The 23,201-nt window shown below is 63.1% G+C and carries 17 protein-coding genes and 1 pseudogene; 3 read left to right on the top strand and 15 right to left on the bottom strand.

What is annotated here, in order from left to right:
- Nucleotides 1–353: 353 nt before the first annotated feature.
- The 6 genes from VSR82_RS31440 to VSR82_RS31415 are packed head-to-tail and all read right to left on the bottom strand — an operon-like array spanning nt 354 to nt 6,075.
- A complete protein-coding gene (locus tag VSR82_RS31440; RefSeq protein WP_368582176.1) occupies nt 354–1,847 on the bottom strand; it encodes an alginate export family protein in 1,494 nt (497 codons plus the stop codon).
- Nucleotides 1,848–1,894: 47 nt separating this feature from the next.
- The gene (locus VSR82_RS31435; protein ID WP_368582177.1) at nt 1,895–2,590 is read right to left on the bottom strand and encodes a YoaK family protein; all 696 of its coding nucleotides are present in this window, start codon (nt 2,588–2,590) and stop codon (nt 1,895–1,897) included.
- Entirely contained in the window at nt 2,587–3,501 is a 915-nt protein-coding gene (locus VSR82_RS31430; protein ID WP_368582178.1) for a glyoxalase, read from the bottom strand. Before VSR82_RS31430 ends, VSR82_RS31435 begins: the two co-directional genes overlap by 4 nt.
- A 40-nt stretch (nt 3,502–3,541) precedes the next feature.
- Entirely contained in the window at nt 3,542–3,988 is a 447-nt protein-coding gene (locus VSR82_RS31425) for a DoxX family protein (RefSeq protein ID WP_498858345.1), read from the bottom strand.
- Between the two features lies 1 nt (nt 3,989).
- Entirely contained in the window at nt 3,990–5,879 is a 1,890-nt protein-coding gene (locus VSR82_RS31420; RefSeq protein ID WP_498858344.1) for an amidohydrolase, read from the bottom strand.
- 28 nt (nt 5,880–5,907) lie between these two features.
- Nucleotides 5,908–6,075, bottom strand: coding sequence for a DUF1427 family protein (locus tag VSR82_RS31415; protein WP_368582181.1), 168 nt, complete (start codon nt 6,073–6,075; stop codon nt 5,908–5,910).
- A 143-nt stretch (nt 6,076–6,218) separates the two neighbouring features.
- Between VSR82_RS31415 and VSR82_RS31410 the strand changes: the two genes are divergently transcribed.
- Entirely contained in the window at nt 6,219–7,154 is a 936-nt protein-coding gene (locus tag VSR82_RS31410; RefSeq protein ID WP_498858343.1) for a LysR family transcriptional regulator, read from the top strand.
- A gap of 56 nt (nt 7,155–7,210) precedes the next feature.
- On the opposite strand, the gene VSR82_RS31405 is transcribed toward VSR82_RS31410, so the two are convergent.
- Nucleotides 7,211–7,897, bottom strand: a complete 687-nt coding sequence (locus VSR82_RS31405) for a hydrolase (protein WP_368582183.1) — start codon at nt 7,895–7,897, stop codon at nt 7,211–7,213.
- Between the two features lie 282 nt (nt 7,898–8,179).
- Here VSR82_RS31405 and VSR82_RS31400 point away from each other — a divergent pair, with 282 nt between their 5' ends.
- Together VSR82_RS31400 and VSR82_RS31395 are read left to right on the top strand one after the other, a co-directional pair.
- Nucleotides 8,180–8,455 carry a DUF1427 family protein gene (locus VSR82_RS31400; RefSeq protein WP_498858342.1) on the top strand — a complete coding sequence of 92 codons (276 nt, stop codon included), beginning with the start codon at nt 8,180–8,182 and terminating at the stop codon, nt 8,453–8,455.
- A gap of 49 nt (nt 8,456–8,504) precedes the next feature.
- Complete coding sequence (locus VSR82_RS31395) at nt 8,505–10,085, top strand: Na+/H+ antiporter (protein WP_498858341.1); 1,581 nt, start codon at nt 8,505–8,507, stop codon at nt 10,083–10,085.
- Between the two features lie 20 nt (nt 10,086–10,105).
- Here VSR82_RS31395 and VSR82_RS31390 read toward each other — a convergent pair whose 3' ends face one another.
- The 8 genes and pseudogenes from VSR82_RS31390 to VSR82_RS31355 all read right to left on the bottom strand — a co-directional run bounded on the left by VSR82_RS31390 (nt 10,106) and on the right by VSR82_RS31355 (nt 23,137).
- The gene (locus VSR82_RS31390) at nt 10,106–11,812 is read right to left on the bottom strand and encodes an FAD-dependent oxidoreductase (RefSeq protein ID WP_498858340.1); all 1,707 of its coding nucleotides are present in this window, start codon (nt 11,810–11,812) and stop codon (nt 10,106–10,108) included.
- A 26-nt stretch (nt 11,813–11,838) separates the two neighbouring features.
- The gene (locus VSR82_RS31385) at nt 11,839–12,237 is read right to left on the bottom strand and encodes a response regulator transcription factor (protein WP_498858339.1); all 399 of its coding nucleotides are present in this window, start codon (nt 12,235–12,237) and stop codon (nt 11,839–11,841) included.
- Nucleotides 12,238–12,242: 5 nt separating this feature from the next.
- Nucleotides 12,243–13,688: an ATP-binding protein gene (locus tag VSR82_RS31380; protein ID WP_498858338.1), complete on the bottom strand. Its 1,446-nt coding sequence runs from the start codon at nt 13,686–13,688 to the stop codon at nt 12,243–12,245.
- A 266-nt stretch (nt 13,689–13,954) separates the two neighbouring features.
- Entirely contained in the window at nt 13,955–15,067 is a 1,113-nt protein-coding gene (locus tag VSR82_RS31375) for a hybrid sensor histidine kinase/response regulator (RefSeq protein ID WP_368582189.1), read from the bottom strand.
- A 38-nt stretch (nt 15,068–15,105) separates the two neighbouring features.
- Nucleotides 15,106–16,596, bottom strand: a complete 1,491-nt coding sequence (locus VSR82_RS31370) for a sensor histidine kinase (RefSeq protein ID WP_498858363.1) — start codon at nt 16,594–16,596, stop codon at nt 15,106–15,108.
- 111 nt (nt 16,597–16,707) lie between these two features.
- Nucleotides 16,708–17,412, bottom strand: a pseudogene (locus VSR82_RS31365) (response regulator); the annotation flags it as partial.
- Nucleotides 17,413–17,427: 15 nt separating this feature from the next.
- A complete protein-coding gene (locus VSR82_RS31360; protein WP_498858337.1) occupies nt 17,428–22,413 on the bottom strand; it encodes an AAA family ATPase in 4,986 nt (1,661 codons plus the stop codon).
- A 43-nt stretch (nt 22,414–22,456) separates the two neighbouring features.
- Nucleotides 22,457–23,137 (bottom strand): winged helix-turn-helix domain-containing protein, encoded by a 681-nt coding sequence (locus VSR82_RS31355; RefSeq protein ID WP_368582192.1) that lies wholly within the window; start codon nt 23,135–23,137, stop codon nt 22,457–22,459.
- Nucleotides 23,138–23,201 lie beyond the last annotated feature (64 nt).

Raw genomic sequence — 23,201 nt, 5'->3', positions numbered from 1 at the left:
GGTTTGGCGTGCTCGCCACTGCGTGCCGGTGCGAGCCTCGAGAAGACTGAACTCCGCTATGTTCCCTGACGATCCGAGGAAGCGCGGTTTTGTTTGCGCATATTGGACTTCGTCCCAAACGATGCCGTCATCAGAAGGATACTGTTCGCTTTCCGCCATCATCGCCCACCTATCGCCTGCTCAATTTCTCCCGGCCGCCGGCGAGCTGAACGCGCGGGACGGGTGCAGGCGATCCAGCATGCATGCCAGTCTCAACGATTGCAAATGCGATTGGCTTAATTGTGGTTAAACGTTCTGAAGCGCGTGATGGAGGATTCACTTCATACGCGCTCCACCAGGAGCGGATGCGTGCCCTACCACCCGTATTTGAGTTCCACACCGGCGTAGTCGGCGTTATGTCCACCCGCTTGGCGTATCGTGTTGCCGACCTGGAAGTGCACTGCTTCGATCGAACCGATCAGGTTGGCCGCTATCGTCCAGTCAGCGCGCAACTGCACGTACATGCCCGTCCACAGGCTGCCTTTGCCCGCAGTGCCAGGCACGATCTGGCTAGCCTGCTGATACACGGCGTCGCCGGTCGTCTCGCGCCACTGGAAGCCCAGCGCGCCGAGTAGTGCGAGATTCGCGGTCGGTTTGAGCGTGATGGACGGCTTGACGTGAATCAGGTTCGTGTATCCGGTGTAGCCGGCGAGCGTGAAGTAATACCCGTTCGGAAACAGCGGATTGAACGTTTCGACCCGGCCATCGTGCGGATGCCGGTCGCCCGAAGCCGCGTCGACCTGCAGTCCGATGCGGGGCGACCATGGCATGTCGAGCTTGTAGCCCGCAATCGAACCGATCGCCCACGCGCCGATCGTGCTGTTGCCGACCGTTCCCGTTTGCAGCATGCCTTCGATATCCCAGTCGAAGCGGCCGTGCGTGCCGGTATAGCGCAGGTCCCAAACGTCACGATGCTCGGGGCCGCTCGCGTCGAGGTATCGCGCGTTGGTACGGTTATAGCGCGACCAGTAGCCGGACAGATCGCCCGGACCCACCGACTGGCGTTCGAAGCGCACGCCGCTGAACGTGAGATCGCGATTCGATATGTCGTCGAAGACCGTCGCGTTGCGATTCTGCACGGGCTGTGTCGCGTAAGCAATGAAGCGCCACTTCTGGTATTCGTAGTCGGCCCACACTGCATCGAAAGCCTGGCGCACGTTCGGACCATCGCGTACTGAAACGAAACGCTGCAAGTCGAACGCCATTTCCTGCCGGCCAACACGGAACTTGAACGTGCCGCCGCCGAGTGCGCCCGTGTAGGTCACGAACGCCTGCTCGAGATCCAGCGGATTCTTGTCCACGGGCGTCACCACGTTCTTGCCAAATGCGCGCGCGTCCACGAGTTGCACGAAGAATTGCCAGTGATCGGCAAGATGCGCGTCGGCATGAACCTGGATGCGCTGGATCAGATACGTGTCCGACTGAGTGCCGATGCCGAACAGCGGCGCGTTATTGCTTTCGAGGCGCTCGCGCAGGTTCACGCCGAGCGACAGATACGACGACGGATTGCCACCGAGCGGAATGTATTTGAGGCTGTCGAGCGGCTCGCGCTGAACACAGGGATTCGCGAGCACCGACCAGTCTTCCTGCCAGCGATTGAACAGGACGATGGGACGTTTGGCGTTGCACGCAGCCGCCGTGGCGCCGCTGGCCGCATTGGCAGAATCAGCCGCGAGGCTCACATCTGCAACGGGCGCGGCAACCGAATCCGCGAACGCAGAGTTGCCGCCCGTCAGCAATAGCCCAGCGAGAGCAGTCAAGCTTGCGGTCTTGTCGAATCGACGCGCGCGCTTCGTAGTCGATGCCATGAGTTTCCTTGCCATTACCGGCTTGTGGTTGTAATCGTGCGCGCCACTCAGGTGCGCCCCGGTAACGCGGCGCGCTCGTGCTCGCCAGTGGTCAAGGCGAGCACAGCTAGTGCGCACGCCGGCGCGAGCAGCGCCCAGAAGCCCGTGTACCGGTAGCCCAAAGCTCCGGCTATCGCCCCGACCGCGAATGCGACGATGGCTGGCATCATCGTCGCGAATCGTGCGTGCGCGGCTTCGCGGACGCTCTCGGCGGTGTCCGCCGAAAGCATGTCAACCATGTCGAGGATGGCTTGCGTGACGTTGCCCGTCATCACCGTATTCGGCACGCCGGGGCGCTTGATGAGCTTCGGGTGCGCATTCTGCACGCCCATCGCAAACGCGCCGACGATACCCGCCACCGTGACCGCGAGGCTTTCGGGCTGGGTGATGGGCGTCGCCCAGACGCCGGCGAGGCAATAGCCGAACATGAACACGGCCTGCACCGCATGAAGCAGACGCGCGCCCTGGCGCTCATACCGTTCGGAGAGCGATCGCACCAGCAGGCTGCTCACGACCACCCCGCCCACGAATGCGGGAAACACGATGAGCTTGAGCAGCACGCCCCGGCCGAAGCCCGCGACGCCGGCGCCGATCAGCACGAAGTTGCCCGTGACGTGCGCGGTGAACAACCCGAACAGCGCGACGAAGCTCAACGTATCGACGAAGCCGGCGACCGCGGCAAGGATCGTGTCCTCGGATTTCATTTCGACACGCTGGCGTGGATCTCGGCGACGTAGCCGCCAGGGAACTGGACCAGCGCGGCTTCGCGTCCGTCCGATGAGAACGGCGGCACGAGCACGGTCACACCAGCGGCCTTCGCCTTCTGCAGCGTCTCGTCGAGCTTCGAGACTTCATAGCCTGTGGTTTCCCGGCCGAACGGATAAGGCAGATGGCCATCCGTCACCAGCACGGTCATCTTGCCGAAGCCCGACTCGATGCGAATGCGGCGATAGGTGTCGTTCGGCCGGCCGATTTCGACGCCGGGCGCCTTGAGGTCATCGGACACCACCTTGCCGTGCGAGAACTTCACGAAATCGTGCACGAGCTTGTGCACGCTTTGCGGCGACACGTAGACGCGGTTCTCGGGAACGCTCTGCAGCGCATCGTAGTGCGGTGCCTGCGTATGCCAATACAGTTGCATGTTCAGGCCGCCCGGCCACTGGATGACCACGTCGCGACCGATCGGGTCGGGGAACGTGTCGACGATCACGTCCGCGCCGTGGGCGCGCGCAGCGTTCACGGCCGCGTCCATGTCGGTCACGAGGTAGCCCGTTCGCTCCTCGCCGAAGGGGTATGGCGTGGGCGTCTTGAAGCCGAATACGGAGATCGTGCCCACCGGCGTAAACACGAGTTGCGACATCGTCTGGCTGGGCGTGGGCGTTACCTGGAAAACGCCCTGCTTCGACTTGCTGCCACCGAACGTCGCAACGAAGCTGTCGGTGAAGCGGTCATAGTCCTCCGGCGCGACATATACGTGCGTCGTGTCGTACTGCGGTGCGACGGCTACGGCCGGGGTCTCCGCCGCCATGACCGGCGGCTTGGCGAACGACACCGGCGCGGCGGCGAGACCGCCGGCAATCATCAAGGCGAGCAACGCCGAGCGAATGGTTTTCATCACGATATTCCCTTGTTGTTTCGTCATACTGTTGAAGCCATCAGGCGCGATCGCTGCCCGCGGCATTTCCTGAATCGCCGGACATGGTCGCGAGCACGAGTGCCGCGACGAGACCGAGGTGCTCGAAAAAACTGTTGAGCGCCATGAAGCGCGCGTTGCCGGTCTTGTTCCAGAAGTCGTTGGCAACCAGCATCGCGACCACGGTCAGCACGGCGAGTCCGCCGGCGCCGATCCATGTGTAGCGTCGCAACACCACGCACAGCGAACCGACGATCTCCACCACGACCGCGAGGCCTGCCCAAAGGGCGGGCGGATGCAGGCCGAAATGCGCCTGCTCGGCAATCGCCGCGTCGAAGTTCAACGCCTTGTCGATGCCGCCGATCAGGAACGCCGACACGAGCGCGAGGCGCACGAGCGGCCCTACCCACGGCTGCGAAAGCAGCGCGCGAACCCACGCGGGATTGCTTCGGGCAGTCATGGTCGCCATCTCAGACCGCCCAGCAGGAGCAGCCGAACGCGCCCCAGAAGCCCTTCGCGTCAGAGGTCGGCAACGCGCTGCTCCATGCGCGTGCGTGTGCATGGCCGTGCATGTTGCAGGCACTCGCGCAGCCGCACAGCGCCGCCGCAGCGGCTCCTTGCAGCGGTGCGCCGCTGCGCTGCGTAGCGCCCCAGCCGCCGTAGCCGCCATACTCGCGCACCGGCGACCAGTCGGGCATCGCCGGGGGAATCGGCAGGTCATACTGCGAGAACGGGCCCGCACCCCAGACGATCCTGCCTCCGACCACCGTCAGCAATGCGGTCGTATCGGCAATATCGTCCTCGGCGCACTTGAAGAAGTCGCGGTCCGGCACCATCAGGTCGGCGAGTTGTCCGACCGCGATGCGGCCTTTCTTGCCCTGTTCGTTCGAGAACCACGTGACGTACTCCGTCCACATGCGCAGAGCCGTTTCACGGTCGAGCAGGTTGCGCTGCGGATACATGCGCAAGCCCCCAACCGTCTTGCCGCTCACGAGCCACGCAAGCGACACCCACGGGTTGTACGACGCCACTCGCGTCGCGTCGGTGCCGGCGGATACCTTCAGGCCCTTCTCCAGCATCCTCGCGACCGGCGGGGTCGCTTCGGCTGCGCGCGCGCCATATTGCTCGACGAAGTATTCGCCCTGGTAGGCCATGCGGTGCTGGACCGCGATGCCGCCACCCAGCGCCGCGATGCGGTCCATTGAACGTTCGGAGACAGTTTCAGCATGATCGAAGAACCAGTTGATGCCCTCGAGCGGAATGTCCTTGTTGACCTTCTCGAACACGTCGAGCGCGCGGCTGATAGTTTCGTCGTAGGTGGCATGCAGCCGCCACGGCCAGCGATTCTGCGCAAGCACGCGCACCACGCCTTCGAGTTCGTCCTCCATCTCGGGCGGCAGCTCTGGGCGCGCCACGCGGAAGTCCTCGAAGTCCGCCGCCGAAAACACGAGCATCTCGCCCGCGCCGTTGTGGCGGAAATAGTCCGTTCCGTCGTGATACTTGACCGAGCTGGTCCAGTTCACGAAGTCCTCTTTCTCGGCCTTCGGCTTTTGCGTGAAGAGGTTGTACGCGATGCGAATGGTCATCTCGCCCGCGTCGTGCAGCTTGCGAATGACTTCGTAATCGTCGGGGTAGTTCTGTGATCCGCCGCCAGCGTCAATTGCACCGGTCACGCCAAGTCGGTTCAGATCGCGCATGAAATGGCGCGTCGAGTTGTATTGATACTCGGCCGGCAGCTTGGGGCCTTTCGCGAGCGTGGCATAGAGGATCGCGGCATTCGGATTGGCGAGCAGAAGCCCGGTCGGATTGCCCGCGCCGTCGCGCAGGATCTTGCCTCCCGGCGGCTCCGGCGTGTCCTTCGTATAGCCGACCACACGCAGCGCGGCTGCATTGAGCAGTGCGCGGTCGTACAGATGCAGGATGAACACCGGGGTATCCGGCGCCGCCGCGTTGAGCTCCTCGAGCGTTGGCAGGCGCTTTTCCACGAACTGGTGCTCGGTGAAGCCGCCGACCACGCGCACCCATTGCGGCGCGGGCGTGATCGCAACCTGCTGCTTGAGCATCTCCATGGCGACGGCGAGCGAGCGCACGCCGTCCCAGCGCAGCTCCATGTTGTAGTTGAGGCCACCGCGGATCAGATGCAGGTGGTTGTCGATCAGGCCGGGTAGCGCGGGCCGGCCAGCGAGATCGATGACTCTCGTCGCGCTGCCTGCGAGCGGCACGACCTCGGCATCGCTGCCCACCGCAACGAAGCGGCCATCGGCAATCGCCACCGCGGTGGCGACCGGATTCGAACGGTCCAGTGTAGTGAACTGTCCGTTATGAAGTATGAGATCGGGTTGGGTACTGGTGGCACTCATGTGCGTTTCCTCGCTTGACTCAATACGTTTAAAAGCCGAATAACGACTTGAGGGATGGAACGGCTTGGGCGCCGATCAACATGCCCAACAGTCCGATGAGGGCAATCATCGGCGGCGCCGGCGAGCGGACCTTGATTACGCTGTAGATCACGCCTATCAGCACGCCCGCACCCAGTGACACCAGATACGATTCCATACGCTCACTCTCACTGTCAGATCGGGATGCAAACCATCACATTCCGGTTAAAGCCCCCGGGTCAGGCTCTCTATTTCCCGGTAGTATTTGGCTGTCCTTCTCAAGAAGAGATATGTCATACCTTCTTCGATTCGACTGCCGACATGAAAAACCTACCCGACCTCGAAGCCTGGGCCATCTTCGCGCGTGTTGCCGAGACCGGCTCGTTCGCGAAAGCCGCCGAACTGCTTGGCATCTCGAAACCGACAGTCTCCAAAGCGATCGCCCGGCTCGAGCAACGCCTCGGCGCAATGCTGCTGTACCGCACGACGCGCAAACTGTCGCTCACGGCGACAGGCGAGTCGCTGCGTGACCGGGCGATCCAGCTGCTTACGGACGCCGCTATATTCGAGAGCGAAACGTCCGCTCTCGCGCTCGAGCCGCACGGGCTCGTACGCATGGCCGCCCCTGCGTCGTTCGGCTTGCGCTATCTGGCGCCCTTGTTCCCTGGCTTTCTCGAGCGCTACCCGAGCGTCGACGTCGATCTCGTGCTCAGCGACGAGCTGGTCGACATCGTGTCCGCCGGTATCGATATCGCGATCCGGATTGCCGATCTGGGTGATTCCTCGTTGCGGACAAGGCGACTCTGCGCGGTGCGCAGGCCGGTCGTCGCAGCGCCTGCCTATCTCGAGCAGCACGGGCGCCCGACGCACCCGCGCGACTTCGAGCGCCATCAGAGCCTCGTCTACACGAACCTGCAAATGCCGGAATACTGGCGCTTTCGCAACACGGTATCGGGCGACGAGTACACGGTGCCGCTGCACGCGCGCATTCGCACCAACAATGCCGAAGCGATCCTGCCGGCGTTGATCGCGGGGCGTGGCCTCGCGGTCCAGCCCGAGTATCTGGTGTGGGACGCGCTGCAGCGTGGCGAGCTCGAGCATGTTATGTGCGACTGGAAAGTCGCCGACGTCGACGTCAACCTGATGACGCCGCCTGGCATGCTTCGAACCACACGCGTTACCGTGTTGATCAACTTTCTCGTTGAGCATCTGGCACACGCTCCCTGGGCCATGTCCGAGCCTTTGACGCGGGAGTGAGCGACGCCTTCGAACGGAACGCGACGCGACAGCTCCCGCAATCGTGACGAACGCGTTTATTTCGCAGGCACCGCTGCGAGCAACTCGTGCTGCACGCTCGTGCGCTGCGGGGACTTGTGGACCATCGTGTACGCATAGTCGACGCCCATGCCGTATGCACCCGAGTGTTCCTTGGCGATCGCCATGACCGCGTCGTAGGTTTCGCGGTGCGCCCAGTCGCGCTGCCATTCGAGCATCACCTGTTGCCACGTGACGGGCACGACACCGGCCTGCACCATTCGTTGCATCGAATAGTCGTGCGCGTCCTTGGACGTGCCGCCCGATGCATCAGCCACCATGTAGATCTCGTAGTCGCCTTCGAGCATTGCACAGAGCGCGAAAGTCGTATTGCAGACCTCCGTCCACAGGCCCGCCACGACCACTTTCTTGCGGCCGTTTGCGGCGAGCGCATCGCGGACCTTCTGGTCGTCCCACGAATTCATCGAAGTGCGCTCGAGCAGCTTGTGATCAGGAAATACGTCAAGCAGCTCGGGATACGTGAAACCCGAGAAGCTTTGCGTTTCGACCGTCGTGATCGTGGTCGGAATCTTGAAGACCTTGGCCGCCTTGGCGAGCGCGACCACGTTGTTCTTCAGCACCTGACGGTCGATCGACTGCACGCCGAAAGCCATTTGCGGTTGCTGATCGATGATGATCAGCTGACTGTTCTGCGGGGTCAGCACTTCAAGTTTCGGATTACTCATGATTTAAATGTCCTTTGAACCGGTGGGAGAAAAATCCACCTCGCCGCAATGATCGGGAGGATTCGAATGTGCGCTGAGCTGGTAGGGTGTCGTCCAGCTGCATGCATTTGACATGAAAAGGCGGGAAACCAACAACTAAAAAATCGAATTAATCTAATTCAAAAAATTTACCCTTAATAAACCTTAATCGGCCTTCTCTTAGGCTCTGGAAGCCGATACGCTTTCAACGACTTTTCCACGCAGAGCCTGCGCAACCCGATGCTAGTCAACGAGATCCGCAACATGAAACCCTACTTCCTTTCGCTGTGCGCCGGCTTGCTCGCCGGTATCGTTTACGCTGCGATCGGCGTGCAGTCGCCGGCCCCGCCCACGATCGCGCTGCTCGGCCTGCTCGGCATGCTGGCAGGCGAGCAGATTCTTCCCCTCGCACGGCAGGTGCTATCGGGCCTGCATCTGGGCGCGGCATGGCGCGAAGCCAAATGCAGCCAGCACATGTTCGGGCGGCTGCCAGGCGCTCACGTATCCGACGCGGCCCCAAGAGACCAGCGATCATCGTGATGGGCTGCCACTCACGCTCGTGCACGCTGCGTTATCCGCCGGTACACGAATGAACAACGTCGAGCTCTTTCAATACCTGCTGCTCCTGATCTGCGGCGCGGGCGCGCTGACCTGGCTTGCCGCTCGTGCCGCCATCCCGCCTGCGGTCGTGCTACTGACGGGCGGCTGCGTGATTGCAGTCGCCGGCAAGCGCGTGCCCGACATGGACCCCGACCTGCTGCTCGCGGCCGTGATGCCGCCACTGCTGATGTCGAGCTCGTTCTATACGGCGTGGAAGGAATTCCGGCAGTCAATCGGCACGATCGTCTCGCTCGTGCTCGGGGCTGTAACGTTCACGACGGTCGCGGTCGCCGCCACCGTGCACGCTTTCAATCCTGGCCTGCCATGGGCCGCGTGCTTCACGCTGGGTGCGATCGTCTCGCCTCCCGACGCCGTTGCCGCGAAGGCGATCCTGCAGCGCAACCCGCTGCCCGCACGACTCGTAGCGGTGCTCGAAGGAGAAAGCCTCGTCAATGACGCCTCGGGCCTGCTGCTCTACCAGATAGCGGTCTCGGCGGCGCTGGCGGCCACGGTCACCGTTGCGGGTGGAACGGGCCTGTTCTTCATGCTGACGCTAATCGGCATCGCTGTCGGTCTGGTCTGTGGCCAGGCGATGTGCTGGGTGCTGCCGCGTCTGCACGATCCCATGCTCGGCATCGTCGTGACCTTCATGGCGGCATGGGCGAGCTATGGCGTCGCCGAGGCCGTGCACGGATCAGGCGTGCTTTCCGTCGTGACCTGTGGCCTCGTGCTCGGCATCCGCCAGCATTGGGTCTTTGACGCCGACATGCGCATCAAGGCCAAGGCGACCTGGCAGGCGATCGTGTTCGTGCTGGATGCGCTCGTCTTCATCCTGATTGGGCTCGCACTGCACGGCATACTCGCGCGCGTGAATCACGAAGGCGCTGTATTGATGGCGGGCCTGCGCGTCGCGTTGCCGGCGACCGCGGCGGCGATCGTCGCTCGCCTCCTGTGGGTATTCGCGGCGCTTTGGCTGCCGGGCCGCATCCGTGCGGGGACAGCGGGCGGCCAGCCGTGGTCGTTCGCCGAGGCGGTCGTGCTCGGCTGGGCCGGCATGCGCGGCGTCGTCAGCCTCGCAGCGGCGCTTGCGCTGCCGGGTAATTTTCCGGGCCGAGACCTGATCGTCTTCAGTACTTTCCTGCTCATCATCGCGACGCTCGTCGTGCAAGGCGCGAGCCTGGCACCTCTCATCCGCTTGCTGAAATTGCGCCCGAGCGCACGTCACACCATGTCCGAGCATGAGGCGCGGGCGCATACGTTCGGCGCGGCGCTCGCCGCGCTCGAAGAGACCGGCAAGCGCACCTCCGGCTTGGACCGCGCGACGCTCGATCGCCTGCTCGCCGAGTACCGGGTCCGCGTCGCGGCGAACAAAGACGCGCACGCCTCGGGCGCGGAGCGGGTCGCGCACCGCGCAGGCTTTCTGCGCGCCGAACTCGATCTGGTAGGCGTGTCGCGCGAGGCGTTGCTCGATCTCCATCGTGACGGCAAGGTGGACGACGGCGTGCTGCATCGCATCGAGTCCGAACTGGATCTCGAGGAGCTGCGCCTCTTACGCCTGCTCGAACCGTAGCGAGGCGCTCCCCGTACCGTTCAGGAAACCTCGCTCTCCTCTGCATCTCGACTGAGCCACGCATGAATCTGGCTCACGACCGCCGCGCCGTCTCCTACCGCCGCGGCCACCCGTTTCGGCGCGCCAGAGCGCACGTCGCCGATCGCGAAAAGGCCCGGCACGTTCGTCTCCAGTGGGAGACACGCCGAACCGTTGTTGGCCTCGGTACGCCCGGTCAGGACGAATCCACGCTCGTCCAGTCGAACGCCGAGCGACGCCAGCCAGTCGGTGTTCGGGTCGGCGCCGATAAACAGAAACAGATACCGCGTCTCGATGATCTCGGCTCCTGATTGCCGATGGCGAACCCGAATGCGCGCGAGACGCCCATCGTTCGCTTCCAGTGATTCAAGCGTGCATCCCGTGCAAATGGAGACATTCGAGAGCGCGCCGATTCGATCGATCAGGTAGCGCGACATGGTCGCTTCGAGACTATGGCCGCGTATCAGGACGCGTATGCTCTTGGCGAAGTTGGCGAGGAATACGACCGCCTGGCCCGCCGAGTTTCCGCCACCGATCAGCACGACGTCATGGCCTTTCACGAGACGCGCCTCGATCGGCGATGCCCAGTAGTAGAGCCCGGCGCCCTCGAAGCGGTCGAATCCGGGCATAGCAGGCTTTCGATAGGCGGCGCCGCTCGCAATGACGACCGTGCGCGCCCGAACGCACTGGCGATCGGACAGCCGGAGCATGAAGCGGCCTCGCGAGCGCTCGATACGCGTGACCGCGCTCGGAATGGCCACGTGCACGCCGAATTTCAGCGCCTGCTGGAACGCGCGCGCCGCGAGCGCCTGCCCCGATATTCCAGTGGGAAAGCCGAGATAGTTCTCGATACGCGCGCTCGCTCCGGCCTGGCCGCCGGGGGCGCGCTGGTCGAAGACCACGACGCAAAGGCCTTCCGTAGCCGCATAGACCGCAGCCGCGAGACCAGCCGGCCCGGCCCCGATGATTGCGATGTCATAGCATTGCGAAGCACAGAAGGTCGGCACGAGTCCGAGCCGTGTGGCGAGTTCCACTTCGTCCGGTGCTCTCAGGACCGATCCGTCCGGACAAAAGACGAGCGGGAAGTCGTCCGGAGTCGAGGTGAGGCCGGCAAGCAGCCCCACGGCGTCCGCATCGTTGCGTGCATCGAGCACCGCGGCCGGATAGGCGTTGCGCCGCAGAAAGCCTTGCAGACGAAGCAGCCGCGTGTCGTCGCCATGACCGACGATGACGGGACCCAGCCCCTGCTCGATGAGCCCGAGACGCCTCAGGATCAACGCGCGCATGATGTGCTCGCCGAGCTGGGCATCCGCGATGATCAGCGCCCGTAGCTGATCGGGCCTCAGCACGAGCGTATCGCAGTCGGTCAACGCGACCGCGTCCACGAGCGAAGGCTTGCCGGTGAGCTGGGCCATTTCGGCCATGAAATGCCCTTCGTCGTGCTCCGTTACGAGCGTGGCATGTCCTTGCGGGTCGCGCGAAGAGATCCGCACGCGTCCGCGCAACAGGATGAACAGCCCATCGGCGACGTGTCCCATCTGGAAAATCGAATCACCGGCGTTGAACGACCTGGGGCGGGCAAAGCGGCTCGCACTAAGAATCTCGGTACCGGAAAGACGCGGAAACATCTGGTGCGCCCGATGTTCCAGAGAAGAATATGGAACTTCAGGTTCGAGCGGGGTGATGCTCGTGTCGTCTGCGACAATCATGTGCGCCTCGCCTGTTCCAACCATGCTCATGCCTCGCCGGCGTCGCCGCTGCCAGCCTTGGGCACGCGGCGCGGGGTGAAACGATCGATCAGCTCGAGTATCTCTTCGGACGAAAAGGGTTTGTGCAAGAACGCACGCGCGCCCTGTTCCAGCGCCCGCCCAACGGACGCGTCGTCGCCGAGCGACGAGATGAATATCACCGGAGCATCGACGCCCCGTTCGAGCAGTTGCCGCTGAATCTCGAGCCCATTCGCGCCCTTCAGCTTCAGGTCCAGCAGAATGCACTCAGAGTGGCCGGCATGAGGGGAAGCGAGGAACGCCTCTCCGGAAGCAAACGGCGCGGCGGTATGACCGGCCGACTTCAGCAGACTCGTCAGACTCTTGCGTATCAATGCGTCGTCATCGATGATGCAGACAATAGCCATTTAATCTAGACCATATAGGTGTCGCGATATGGCGACCGCGCGGCGACCGTCAGCGCCATCGGTGAAGCTCGACGGGTGGCGGCCAGCGACGTTTCGGCTCCCGCATTCGAAAGGTAACGATCGCAAACATGTGCGCGCTCACCACCCTGCTCGAGTTTTTCGAGCGCATAGAGGCGCACCCACTCCAGCAATGAATAGCATTTCGACTCGCCCGTCGCGTGTACTACGAGCAACGACCTGGACGCGAGGCTGACCACGCAGTCAAGCACGGCGTCGCGGCCTAGTTGCTCGCAGCAAGCGAGCGCGCAGGCAGCTTCGAGCCTGAACGTACCCGGGAACACGGCGAGGCGCCGCAATACGGTACGCTCGACCTCGCTGAGAAGCTCGTAGCTCCACTCTATGGTCGCCCGCAGCGTCCGTTGCCTCGGATGCGCGGTGCGCAAACCGCCCGAGAGCGACAGCAGCGATCGGTCCAGATCCGCGACGAGCCCCTTGACGCCGAGCGACGCAGCACGTGCGGCCGCAAGCTCCAGCCCCAGGGGCAAGCCGTTGAGCCTTTGGCATACGCTCGCAATGGCCCTTAGCGTTTTCGAGTCCTCGACGAACTCCGCCCCGACCGCACGCGCGCGCGCGATGAACATCCTGACGGCGCCGCACGTCGCAAGATCGCTGTCGCTCGCCCCGGCATCGGGGACGGCGAGCGGGCCGACCCAATAAATGCGTTCGCAGGCGACCCGCAAGGGCTCCCGGCTCGTTACGAGCATCGACGCCCCCGAGTTCGACGCGGCGATCGCCTCGCAAATGCCCGCAAGCTCATCCGCGCATCGCTCGCCGTTGTCGAACACGAGCACGAACTTGCGAGCGGCGATTTCGCGCAATACGTCACCCATGCCGCCCTCGCAGGCTTGCGCTGAACCACGCAGCGCACCCAGTACCGCGGCCACGAGCGCTTCACGTCCGGCGAGGTTGGCAAGATCGATGTGACACGCCCTGGTGCCGCGCGAACACGCGAGAGCTGCAGCGGCTTCCAGAGCGAGGTGCGACTTGCCGACCCCGCCCGTGCCCACCACCGTCACGAGCAATTCCCGCTCGATCAGGCTCCGAAGCTCCGCGGTTTCGCTTTCGCGGCCAATCAACGGCAATTTGCGCGGCACGGAAGCGGGAACGGGCACGGGCACGGCATCCCAGGCCGATGCGCGCGTGCCGTCGGCGGGCGGCGCGAACCGGTATCCCCTGCCCGCCTCGGTCCGGATCCAGCCGTACTTGCCGCCGAACAGCTTGCGCAGCGTCGAAACGTGGACCTGAATGTTATTCTCGACGACGATCGTGTTCGGCCACACGGTACGCATGATCTCGTCCTTTGTGACCAACCCTCCCTCGGCACCGATGAGAAGTTCCAGGATCTCGAACGCCCGCACGCCGATATGCACAGGCTGGCCATCGGCGAACACTTGACGGCATTCGAGAGAGACCGTCACTCGACCAAAATTGAGCATTTCGCACTCTCTCCACACGTCCGCCGGTGCCTTTCGGCACGGCCAACCTGCCAGATTCAACTGCCGCGTTCATGATTCGGCGGCAATGCGGCAGGGCTTGAACGTATGCTAGTGTGCGAACGCAATCCGAACCATTATCCATAGGTCTAAGATCCCTTCGACCCATGTCGTCGAGCCGCGCCGGCCGGGCGCAGCCCGACCCTTCACGCGGCGCGCTGGCCTCAGCGCGCTAGCGTCAACTTTACGGTCAGCCCAGGATGGCAGTCCTCGAGTCGAAGTTCGCCGCGATGCAACGTCGCGACTCCTTTGACGAGGGCCAGCCCCAACCCCACGCCAGGGGTCCCGCGGCTGGCGTCACCGCGGTAGAACCGTTCGGTTACCTTATCTTTTTCGGCATCGGGAACGCCTGGCCCGTCGTCGCTCACGCTCGCCTCGATCACGCCGTCATAGTCGCGTACCGCGACATCGACGCGTGTGCGCGCAAACTTCAGTGCGTTGTCGATCAGATTGCCGATCGCCTGCGCGACCAGCAAAGGGTCCACCAACGCGGGCAGACTGTCCGGGCAATGCAGCGACAGGGTGAGAGAGCGCAGTTCCGCCAGCGGCTGATAGAACTCCACGGCTTCCGAAACGATATGGGCCACGTCGCTGGGCAAAAATCCGGAGTTACGCAGTCCCGCATCGATTTCAGCGAGCCGCAAAAGCGCGTTGAAGATGCCGATGACACGATCGATGTCAGCCAATGCGCTTTCAAACCGCTCCAGCGTTTCGACATCGACCTTCTTCTTCAGGTCGAGGATCATCACCTCCATCCTCGAACGGAACTCGGTCAACGGGGTTCGCAAATCGTGAGCGATGGCATTCGACGTGTTGCGAACGCTATGGATCATCTCGATCAGCGCTTCCTGCGCGGCTTCGCGGCTGCGCACTTCTTCCTGGAGGCGCGCGTTCTGCTCTTTGAGGGCTTTTTGCAGCCGCCCCAGCTTCAGGTGTGTTTTTACCCTTGCGAGCAATTCCGCCATTTGCAGCGGCTTGGTCACATAGTCGACTGCGCCGACGTCGAAGCCGGACGTCTTGTCCTCCGTCTGGGAAAGCGACGTCATGAAGATGACCGGAATCTCACTGGTCTGCGGATTTGCCTTCAATCTCCGACACACCTCGAAGCCATCCACGCCGGGCATCATGACATCGAGCAAGATCAGATCCGGGCACACGAGTTCGGCCCGCCTGAGCGCCTCTTCTCCATCACGGGCAATCGAGACCCACAGGTCGTTGCTTTCCAGAAAGTCAACCACGAGGCCCAGATTCGACGCCATATCGTCGACCACCAGCACGAGCGGCGGATTGTTATTGGATCTATATGGCATGACCACTATTTCCCGTTCAAATGCCGCTCGATGAACGCAAGCAATTCCCGCGATTCGAAGCTTTCCGCGAGCTTGCGCACCCTTAGGGCAAATGCCTCATAACGTCTATCGATTTCCAGCAGTGAGTCGGCGTGCCTCATGACGTCGCGCATCTGGCCTCGCAACGCCATGCGATGCAGAACCTCGATGGCCTCCTGCGCTGGAACGATCAGCGTAGCGGACGCGTCGGGATGACCAGGACACGCCGCGACCGGCGCCGAATCACCCGGCCCGCACGCGGCCTCCGCGAACGGGTTCCCCGGTAGCACCGACGCGAGCGCACGATTTCCGCTGTCGCGCGCCATCGTTTCGACCGCAGCGTCGATGTCTTGCCGTGTGGTGCCGCTCGTGTCATCGGCGTCGCGCGCCATTGCATTTGAGTCTCGCACGGCAAGATCGAACCAGAACCGGCTTCCTCTTCCGTGTTCACTTTCCACATGAATCTCGCTGCCCATGAGTCGAACCAGATGCTGGCTGATGGCCAGCCCCAGGCCCACACCCGCGCTGCGCCGCTCGCTATCGCCGGCCTGCTCGAACGGTTGAAAGATGCGCTCGATATGATCGGGTTTGATGCCGATTCCGGTGTCCCGTACCTCGAAGCGCACGTTATCGGCGCGCCCCTGTCCGACCATGAATGCAACTTCTCCGTGGTCCGTAAATTTCACCGCGTTCGAAAGCAGGTTGAGCAATACCTGGCGCAAGCGCTTTTCGTCAGCGCGGATCACCTTCGGCAGCCCAGGCGCAATCATGCAGGTCTGCGTGAGGCCTTTCTCGCGGGCAGGCACGCTGATCAGCTCGGCAAGCATTTCCAGAAACGGTGCAAGCAACACGTCACCCGGCTGCAGTTCGATTCTGCCGGCGCCAATGCGGGCGAACTCCAGCAGGTCGTTGATCAGCGTCAGCAGGTGAGTCCCGCTTTGCTCGATGACCAACACACGCGATCTCTGCTGCGTTCCTAGCGCCTCGTCGCGGCGCAGGATCTGCGCGTAGCCGAGGATGCCGTTCAGCGGCGTTCTGAGTTCGTGGCTGATGTTGGCGAGGAATTGATCCTTTGCCTTGTTCGCCGCTTCGGCCTCGTCTCGTGCGATCAGCACCGTCGCCTCGAGCGCCTTGCGCTCGGTAATGTCGATCAGCGTGCCGCTCAGGCAGAGCGAACAGCTTGCCGAATTGCGCTGTGTGCCGCGCGTGAGCACCCAACGGCATGAGCCATCGCGATGAAGCAGGCGGTGCTCGATCTCGATCGCATCGCTGGAATCCCTGTTCTGACTGGTGAACATCTCGGCAACCCGGCGCCGGTCGTCAGGGTGAACGATCGCCATGAATCCGTCGAAACTGTCGGGGCAGGCATCGTCGCCATAGCCTAGCCACTCCCGGATATTCCAGCTGCGCAATGACCAGTGACGCTCATCAACGCCTGCCAGTTCGAGTTCCCATGCGCCGACGTTCGACCCGCGCATGGCCGCGCCAAGACGCTCGTTGGTTTCGCGCAGGATTTCCGCCTGGGCCGCGCGCCGTGTCTCGGTCACGTCGCGAATCACGAGCACCACGCCGACGACCTGACCGGCATCGTCGACAATGGGCGTGCGCCGGTTTTCAACCGGCACTTCACGCCCGTGTCTGCCAATCAGTCTGGTTCGTGCCGGCAGATCGACCGGCGCCCCCTTGCGCAGCACCGCGGTGCCGACATCGCTCAATGGCGTGTTCGTATCCTCGTCGACCAGCACCAGAACATTCGCGAGAGGTTGCCCCTGCGCCTGTTCTCGCGACCATCCGGTCAACGCTTCGGCCACGGGATTGAACAGCGTAATGAGCGAATCGCAGTCCGTCGCGATCACGCCGTCACCGATACTGGCAAGCGTGACCGCGTAACGCTGCTCGCTCTCGCGCAGGCGGCGCTCAGCGGCATGCTTGTACAGCGCCATTTCGACGACGGTGCGCAGTTGCTGGTCGTCGAATGGCTTCAGGACATAACCGAACGGCTCGGTCACCGTCGCGCGCCGCACCGTCTCTTCGTCTGCGTACGCCGTGAGGAACACCACCGGCAGATTGAGCGCTTCGCGCAAGCGTCGGGCCGTATCGATACCGTCCAGCTCTCCCTCGAGCTGAACATCCATGAGTACGAGGTCCAGCGGCGTTTGCATGGCGACCGCTAGCGCCTCCTCGCCGCTCGCGCAGTTGCCTGCAACCGCATGACCGCAGCGCGTCAACTGTTGCGCGATGTCGCGTGCGACCACCCGATCGTCTTCCACAATGAGGATGCGCGCCGGCGCCATGATCAAGCCCGCCTGTTAGAGAGTGAAGTGAATGACGAAGCTCGTGCCCGTATCGCGACCGATCTGTAGCGAGGCATGCAGCTGGCGCGAAAGGTCGGAAACGAGCTGCAACCCGAGAGAATCCGCCTCTTCGATAGAAAAATCGGTCGACAGCCCAATGCCGTCGTCCGACACGCTCAGCCGGCACCTGCGCTCATCGTCCGACGCCAGCTCGACGCGCAAGCGCCCGTGCCGCCCGTCCGGAAAGGCGTGCTTGAGTGCGTTCGACACCAGCTCGTTGACGATCATCCCGCAAGCCACGGCCCGATTCATGTCGAGTTGCACGTCGTCGACGAGCACGTCGAGCGAGACGTTCAACCGGCTCAATTCATAGGCGCGCGAGAGATGCGCGCACAGATTCCGGATGTGCGACGCCATATCGATGCGCGCAAAATTGCCGGCCCGATAGAGATTCTCGTGAACCATCGCCATCGAGCGTACCCGGTTCCTGCTGTCGAGCAGGAGTTCCGCTGTCGAGCGGTCGTCCGTGCGTCCGGCCTGAAGGTTGAGCAGGCTGCTGATCAACTGCAGGTTGTTCTTGACCCGGTGATGCACCTCGTGCAGCAGAGCGTCTTTTTCGTCGAGCAGCGCTTCGATTTCCTCCAGGCTGGCATTTTCGATCGATATCGCCGCCTGCGAAGCGAGCAGCCTGAGCACAGCCATGCGCGAGGGCGTAAAAGCGCCGGGCGCGAGTTCGTTCTCGAGGTACAGAGCGCCGATCACCCGGGCCTGCTTGACGAGCGGCAGGGACAGCACCGAGCGAGCCTGCCGGCCGTCGAAGTACTCATCCGACGCGAACGGATTCTCCACTGCGGCATCATCCACCAGCACCGGTTCGCGCGTACGAAGGCTGTGATGGAGCATCGCGAGCGGCACCTCCTTGAAAGATGCGGCCCGGCGCTCTACGTTGACCGTGCTGCCCTCCCGGATTGCCGTGGCCTCCGCTTCGACGCAAAGCTGCTCCGCGTGCGGCAGGATCAACAACGCGCGCCTCGCGCCCGCGTGCTCGAGCACGATCGACATCAGCGTATGCATCAGACGCTCCAGGGCCCGCTCGCTCGAAATCGCCTGCGACGCCTTGACGACCGTCTCCACCTCCAGTTGATTCGCCACCGCTCCGCTCTGTGGACTCCCGATGCCCTGCGCCGCGAGCTCGGGGTATCGAGCCTCGAGCGACCTGACTTTCGCCATTGCCCCCCAGTTCAACCAGGCCAGCCTCGCGTTGCGCAAGTAGACCGCGCCGATCGCTGCAAACCCGCGTTCCATGTAGAACCGGCCAGCGACTTCATTGGCGAGGCCTTCGACATGCGGCAGGCGTTGCTCGCGAGCACTCTCGATCGCACGCTCGTACAAGCGCATTGCCTCGAACTCGCGGCCCTCCGTACGAGCGATTTCGGCCTCGACCAGCGCGGCGCGCGAAGCGAAGTTCGAGGGACTGTGACTGGCCCAGTCGCGCAACTTGTCGACATGGTCGGCGAGAGCCGCCAGGTTGGCAACCCGCTCGCCGGGCGCCAAGGTGTCGTGCGATTGCAGACGCGCCAGCGCGGAAAAGAAATGGTATTCCGCCAGTTCGAAGTGGCCCGACGAAGTCCACAGCAATGGCGAGGCCCTGTTTGCCGCCGCGAGCGCACCTGCGATATCGCCCGCGAAATAACGCGCCTCCAGCTGCCGTATCCAGTACCAGCACGCTGCTATGGCGAGCGCCGGATCGTCTTCGAGATGCTGCTCGAGGCTCGCCTCGTCCGCATAGTCCGCTTCGGCCGAGCCGAGCCAGGGCGCCGATCCACGCAGCCCGCGAATCAGGGACAACTGCGCGGTCATGATGTCGACGATCAGCCCGAACCCGGCCGCGCGAACGATGCGCAGACGCTCGACGGCCTGATCCTCGACCTCGGCCAGCGCGTCGCCGGCCGCAAGCAGACTCGTGACGAGACAGCAGCTGCTGAAGCCGACGTACGTGAGATCGCCGCTTTGCGTCGCGGCTTCAAAGGCACGCCGCAGCAGCGGGAGTCCCGCGCGCATGGGTTGCGTCCATGGCATCACGTGATAGGCGAAGCACATGTACACGCGCGCCCTGAACCGGCCAAGGCCCCTCTCGTCGACGAGCGAAAGTCCCAGTCTGCCGAACTCGAAGCCCGCGCGGTAATCGCCGAAAATCGGGCCCGCCACCATACCAAGATAGGCAAAGCCCAGCGAGGAAGCGTCGGCGTTCCCATGACGGATGCTCAGGTTCGCCATGCGGCACAGCACCAGACAAACCAGGTTCTCGTCAGTAAAGAACGCGGGGGGCAAGACCGCGGTCAACACATCGAGTGTCGCCTCCAACGCCTCGTCCTCGAGCAAAGGGAGGTCGATCAGGGCCGAAATCGGTCTTTGCCCGATCTGGCCGAGCAGCGTCGCAAACTCCGCTTTGGCCGCCTCGCGGGCAGGATGCGCGACCCAATCGATGCCGACATCACGCAGATAGTCGAGGCAGATATCGATGGCGGCCGGCATCCGATCGAGCGCCGTATGCAGCGTGACGCGCAGAAACGCCACCGCAGCCTTGTCGGGCACCTTATTCGCTTGGGCAGCAAGAGCGCACAGGCGCGCGTCGGCACCCTCGGCGTTTCCGGTCAGGAATTCGCATTCTGCGCGAAGCAGCTCGAGCGAAAATTTTTCGCCATAGTGCGTGTCCCACGCCCCGCTACCGAAAATATCGCTGCCAAGCGCCAGATACGTGAGCGCGGAACCGTAGGCAGCCGACGCCCTCGCACGGCGTCCGGCGCGCAGATTAAGTCCGGCCACGCGGGTGCGCACCTCGACATCGTCGATCGCATCGATCGCGCGATTGTATTGATTGACGATTTCGAAAATATTCCGTTCTACGTCAGGGTCACTGTCGCCGCCATCCAGCATCGCGCCGATGCGCAGATGCGCCCTCGCTCTATCCGCCTCCGCAATGAGCGCGTAGGCGGTCTCCTGAATCCTGTCGTGTACGAAAGCGTAGCCATCGGTCAATCGATAGACGATACCCTGTGAGGCAGCTTCCGCCAGCACGGCCTCGACTGTCTCGCTCGACTCGCCACTCACGCGTGCGAGAACCGAAGTGGAAACACTGGCGCCGAGACAGGCGAAGTCGGCAAGCGCTCGTCGAGTCGAGCTGGACAGACGACCCAGTCTATCGACCATCAGGTCAACGACGCTGTCGGGAAACCCTCTGCTTGCGATTTGATCCGCATTCCACGCCCACTCGCGACGTGCCCGGTCGAAGCTGAGAAAGCCTTCGTCTGCCAGAACACGAAGGAACTGGACGGCGAAGAACGGATTTCCCCCCGTCTTTTCAAACATGACTTGCGCGAGTTGCGCCGTGTGTGGCGTGCTGCTGTGGGTCGCGTCGCGCACGAGACGCGCCACCTCGCTCACACCAAGAGGGGCCAATAACAATTCATGAACAGGAACCCGCCCCGCGCGAATGGTCCTGACAACATCCGCCAAGGCATGCGTGGGCCCTACTTCGTTGTCACGAAAGGCCCCAATGAGCATCAGGTGCTGGATGTCCGGTGCCTTGCCCAGTGCCTCGAGCACCGAGATCGTGCCGGAATCGAGCCATTGGAGATCGTCGAGGAACAGCACCAGCGGTTGTGCCGGAAAGGCGAAGGCACCGATGAATCGCGTCAACACCGCGACGAACCGCTTCTGGGCGTCCTGTGGCGGAAGCTCCGCCACGGCGGGCTGAGGACCGACGACACGTTCGAGCTCGGGGATCAGATCGAGGATCAGTTGCCCGTGAGAACCGAGCGCATCCTGAAGATGCTTTCGCCACCTGGCGATGTCGGGCTCCCCCTCCTCCAGGACCTGTTCTACGAGCACCTGCATGCACCGTGCGATCGTCGCGTACGGAATGTCCCGCTTGAACTGATCGAATTTGCCCGAGGCAAACCGGCTGCCCGAACAGACAATCATCTGATGGAATTCTTCGACCAACGACGATTTGCCGATCCCCGAATAGCCGGATATGAGAACGAATTCCGTGAGACGACTGTGAGCGACCCGGTCCAAAACGGCGCGCAACGCTCGTATTTCCTTTTCTCGCCCATACAGGCGCTCAGGAATCAGCAATCTGTTGTCCGCCGCGCCAGGTAAGAATGGTTCGATGCGCCCACCGCGCCGCAATTGCTCGACACATAGCCGCAAGTCGTGCTCCACCCCGCGCGCTGTCTGGTAGCGGTCCTCGGCGGCTTTTGCGAGCAGGCGCTCGACGATCGCGGCTAGCGGAGCGGGAATGTCGGCGGCACATTCCTTGAGCGAAATGGGTGTTCTCGCGGTATGGCAGTGCAGCCATTCGGCCGGCGAACTCGCCACATAAGGATATTTGCCCGTGAGCATCCAAAAGATCAGAACGCCCAGCGAATACAGATCCGAACGGCCATCGGGCCGCCGATTCACGAGGCCGGTACGCTCGGGCGCGACGTAGGGCAACGCGTCCGCATACAGCACCGGCTGGCTGATTTCCTGGCCTTCAGGAGCGGCGGCGGCAGTCATTCCAAAGCCCGTGAGCGCGACCGCCCCAGTGTTTGGGTTCACGAGCAGGTGCGCGGGGCGAAGATCGCTATGGACGAGGTCGCGTTGATGCAAGGCTTCGAGCGCGGCCGCGACATTCGCTGCGATAGAAAGAACGTGACCCAGCGCCAGGGATTGCGTTTGCATCGACGCCAGCACGCTGCCGCCTGGATCGTCGAGGAACAGCGTGATGCGTTGACGCTCCCGCAACAGGACGTCCGGTTGCGCAAAGCGGGGACTATCGAGGCGCGCGCGCAGTCCATAGGCGTTCTCGAGCAACGCCAGCGTTTGCGCGGAGGGTTGTCCAGCCGATGGCCTCACGGCCAGCCGGGTTTGCGCGGCGCCTCGCGTCCTGATGCGCGAGAGGACGAGGACACCATCGTCCCACAGCGTTTGCGTTTTCGATTCTTCGAGGTTCATGGCGGCTGCCGTATCGATACGCAGCTTCACGGAGCTTTGGAAGTCATGCGTCGGCCGACAGCATGTACCCGGCATTTCGCACGGTGCGCAAAAGAGAACGCTCAAACCCCGCATCGATCTTCTGCCGGAGCTTGCTCACATGCACGTCGATCACATTGGTCTGTGGGTCGAAGTGGTATTCCCAGATATTTTCCAGCAGCATCGTGCGCGTGACGACCTGATCGGCATGTCGCATCAGGTATTCAAGCAATTTGAACTCTCGCGGCTTCAGAGTGATCGCCTTGCCGGCCCGCGTCACCCTTCGCGAAAGCAGATCGATGCACAGGTCTCCCACCTTGAGCGTGGTCTCGAATACGTCGCTCTGCGAGCGGCGCATCAGTACCTCGAGCCTCGCCAGCACCTCGCCGAAAGCGAATGGCTTGACGACATAGTCGTCGCCGCCGGCCTTCAGGCCGCGAATGCGCTCGTCCACGGCGTCGAGGGCGCTCAGGATCAGTACCGGCACCTTGCTCCCGGTGGCCCGCAGCGCGGTCACGATACCAAGCCCATCGACTCCGCCCGGCAACATGCGGTCGAGGACGATCGCATCGTACGCGCCCTGCATGGCGAAGAACATGCCGTCGCGGCCGTTATCTGCAAAGTCGACCACGTGCCCTGCCTCCGCAAGCCCCTTCTTCAGAAAGCCGGCAACTTGCACATTGTCTTCCACTAACAAAATCTTCATCCCAGCCACTCGCGTTTCCAGTGGGTCGCAGCGCAATAGGGCACACGCAAAGCCTGGTCTTCCT

The sequence above is a fragment of the Burkholderia sp. JPY481 genome, from assembly GCF_038900515.1.
Lineage (GTDB): Bacteria > Pseudomonadota > Gammaproteobacteria > Burkholderiales > Burkholderiaceae > Paraburkholderia > Paraburkholderia youngii.
This window is presented reverse-complemented; position numbering and strand designations above follow the sequence as displayed.

Excerpts from the sequence above, each read along its gene's own strand:
- VSR82_RS31440 (WP_368582176.1), bottom strand. The coding sequence starts at position 1,847 with ATGGCATCGACTACGAAGCGCGCGCGTCGATTCGACAAGACCGCAAGC.
- VSR82_RS31435 (WP_368582177.1), bottom strand. The coding sequence starts at position 2,590 with ATGAAATCCGAGGACACGATCCTTGCCGCGGTCGCCGGCTTCGTCGAT.
- VSR82_RS31430 (WP_368582178.1), bottom strand. The coding sequence starts at position 3,501 with ATGAAAACCATTCGCTCGGCGTTGCTCGCCTTGATGATTGCCGGCGGT.
- VSR82_RS31425 (WP_498858345.1), bottom strand. The coding sequence starts at position 3,988 with ATGGCGACCATGACTGCCCGAAGCAATCCCGCGTGGGTTCGCGCGCTG.
- VSR82_RS31420 (WP_498858344.1), bottom strand. The coding sequence starts at position 5,879 with ATGAGTGCCACCAGTACCCAACCCGATCTCATACTTCATAACGGACAG.
- VSR82_RS31415 (WP_368582181.1), bottom strand. The coding sequence starts at position 6,075 with ATGGAATCGTATCTGGTGTCACTGGGTGCGGGCGTGCTGATAGGCGTG.
- VSR82_RS31410 (WP_498858343.1), top strand. The coding sequence starts at position 6,219 with ATGAAAAACCTACCCGACCTCGAAGCCTGGGCCATCTTCGCGCGTGTT.
- VSR82_RS31405 (WP_368582183.1), bottom strand. The coding sequence starts at position 7,897 with ATGAGTAATCCGAAACTTGAAGTGCTGACCCCGCAGAACAGTCAGCTG.
- VSR82_RS31400 (WP_498858342.1), top strand. The coding sequence starts at position 8,180 with ATGAAACCCTACTTCCTTTCGCTGTGCGCCGGCTTGCTCGCCGGTATC.
- VSR82_RS31395 (WP_498858341.1), top strand. The coding sequence starts at position 8,505 with ATGAACAACGTCGAGCTCTTTCAATACCTGCTGCTCCTGATCTGCGGC.
- VSR82_RS31390 (WP_498858340.1), bottom strand. The coding sequence starts at position 11,812 with ATGATTGTCGCAGACGACACGAGCATCACCCCGCTCGAACCTGAAGTT.
- VSR82_RS31385 (WP_498858339.1), bottom strand. The coding sequence starts at position 12,237 with ATGGCTATTGTCTGCATCATCGATGACGACGCATTGATACGCAAGAGT.
- VSR82_RS31370 (WP_498858363.1), bottom strand. The coding sequence starts at position 16,596 with ATGCGCGGGTCGAACGTCGGCGCATGGGAACTCGAACTGGCAGGCGTT.
- VSR82_RS31360 (WP_498858337.1), bottom strand. The coding sequence starts at position 22,413 with ATGAACCTCGAAGAATCGAAAACGCAAACGCTGTGGGACGATGGTGTC.
- VSR82_RS31355 (WP_368582192.1), bottom strand. The coding sequence starts at position 23,137 with ATGAAGATTTTGTTAGTGGAAGACAATGTGCAAGTTGCCGGCTTTCTG.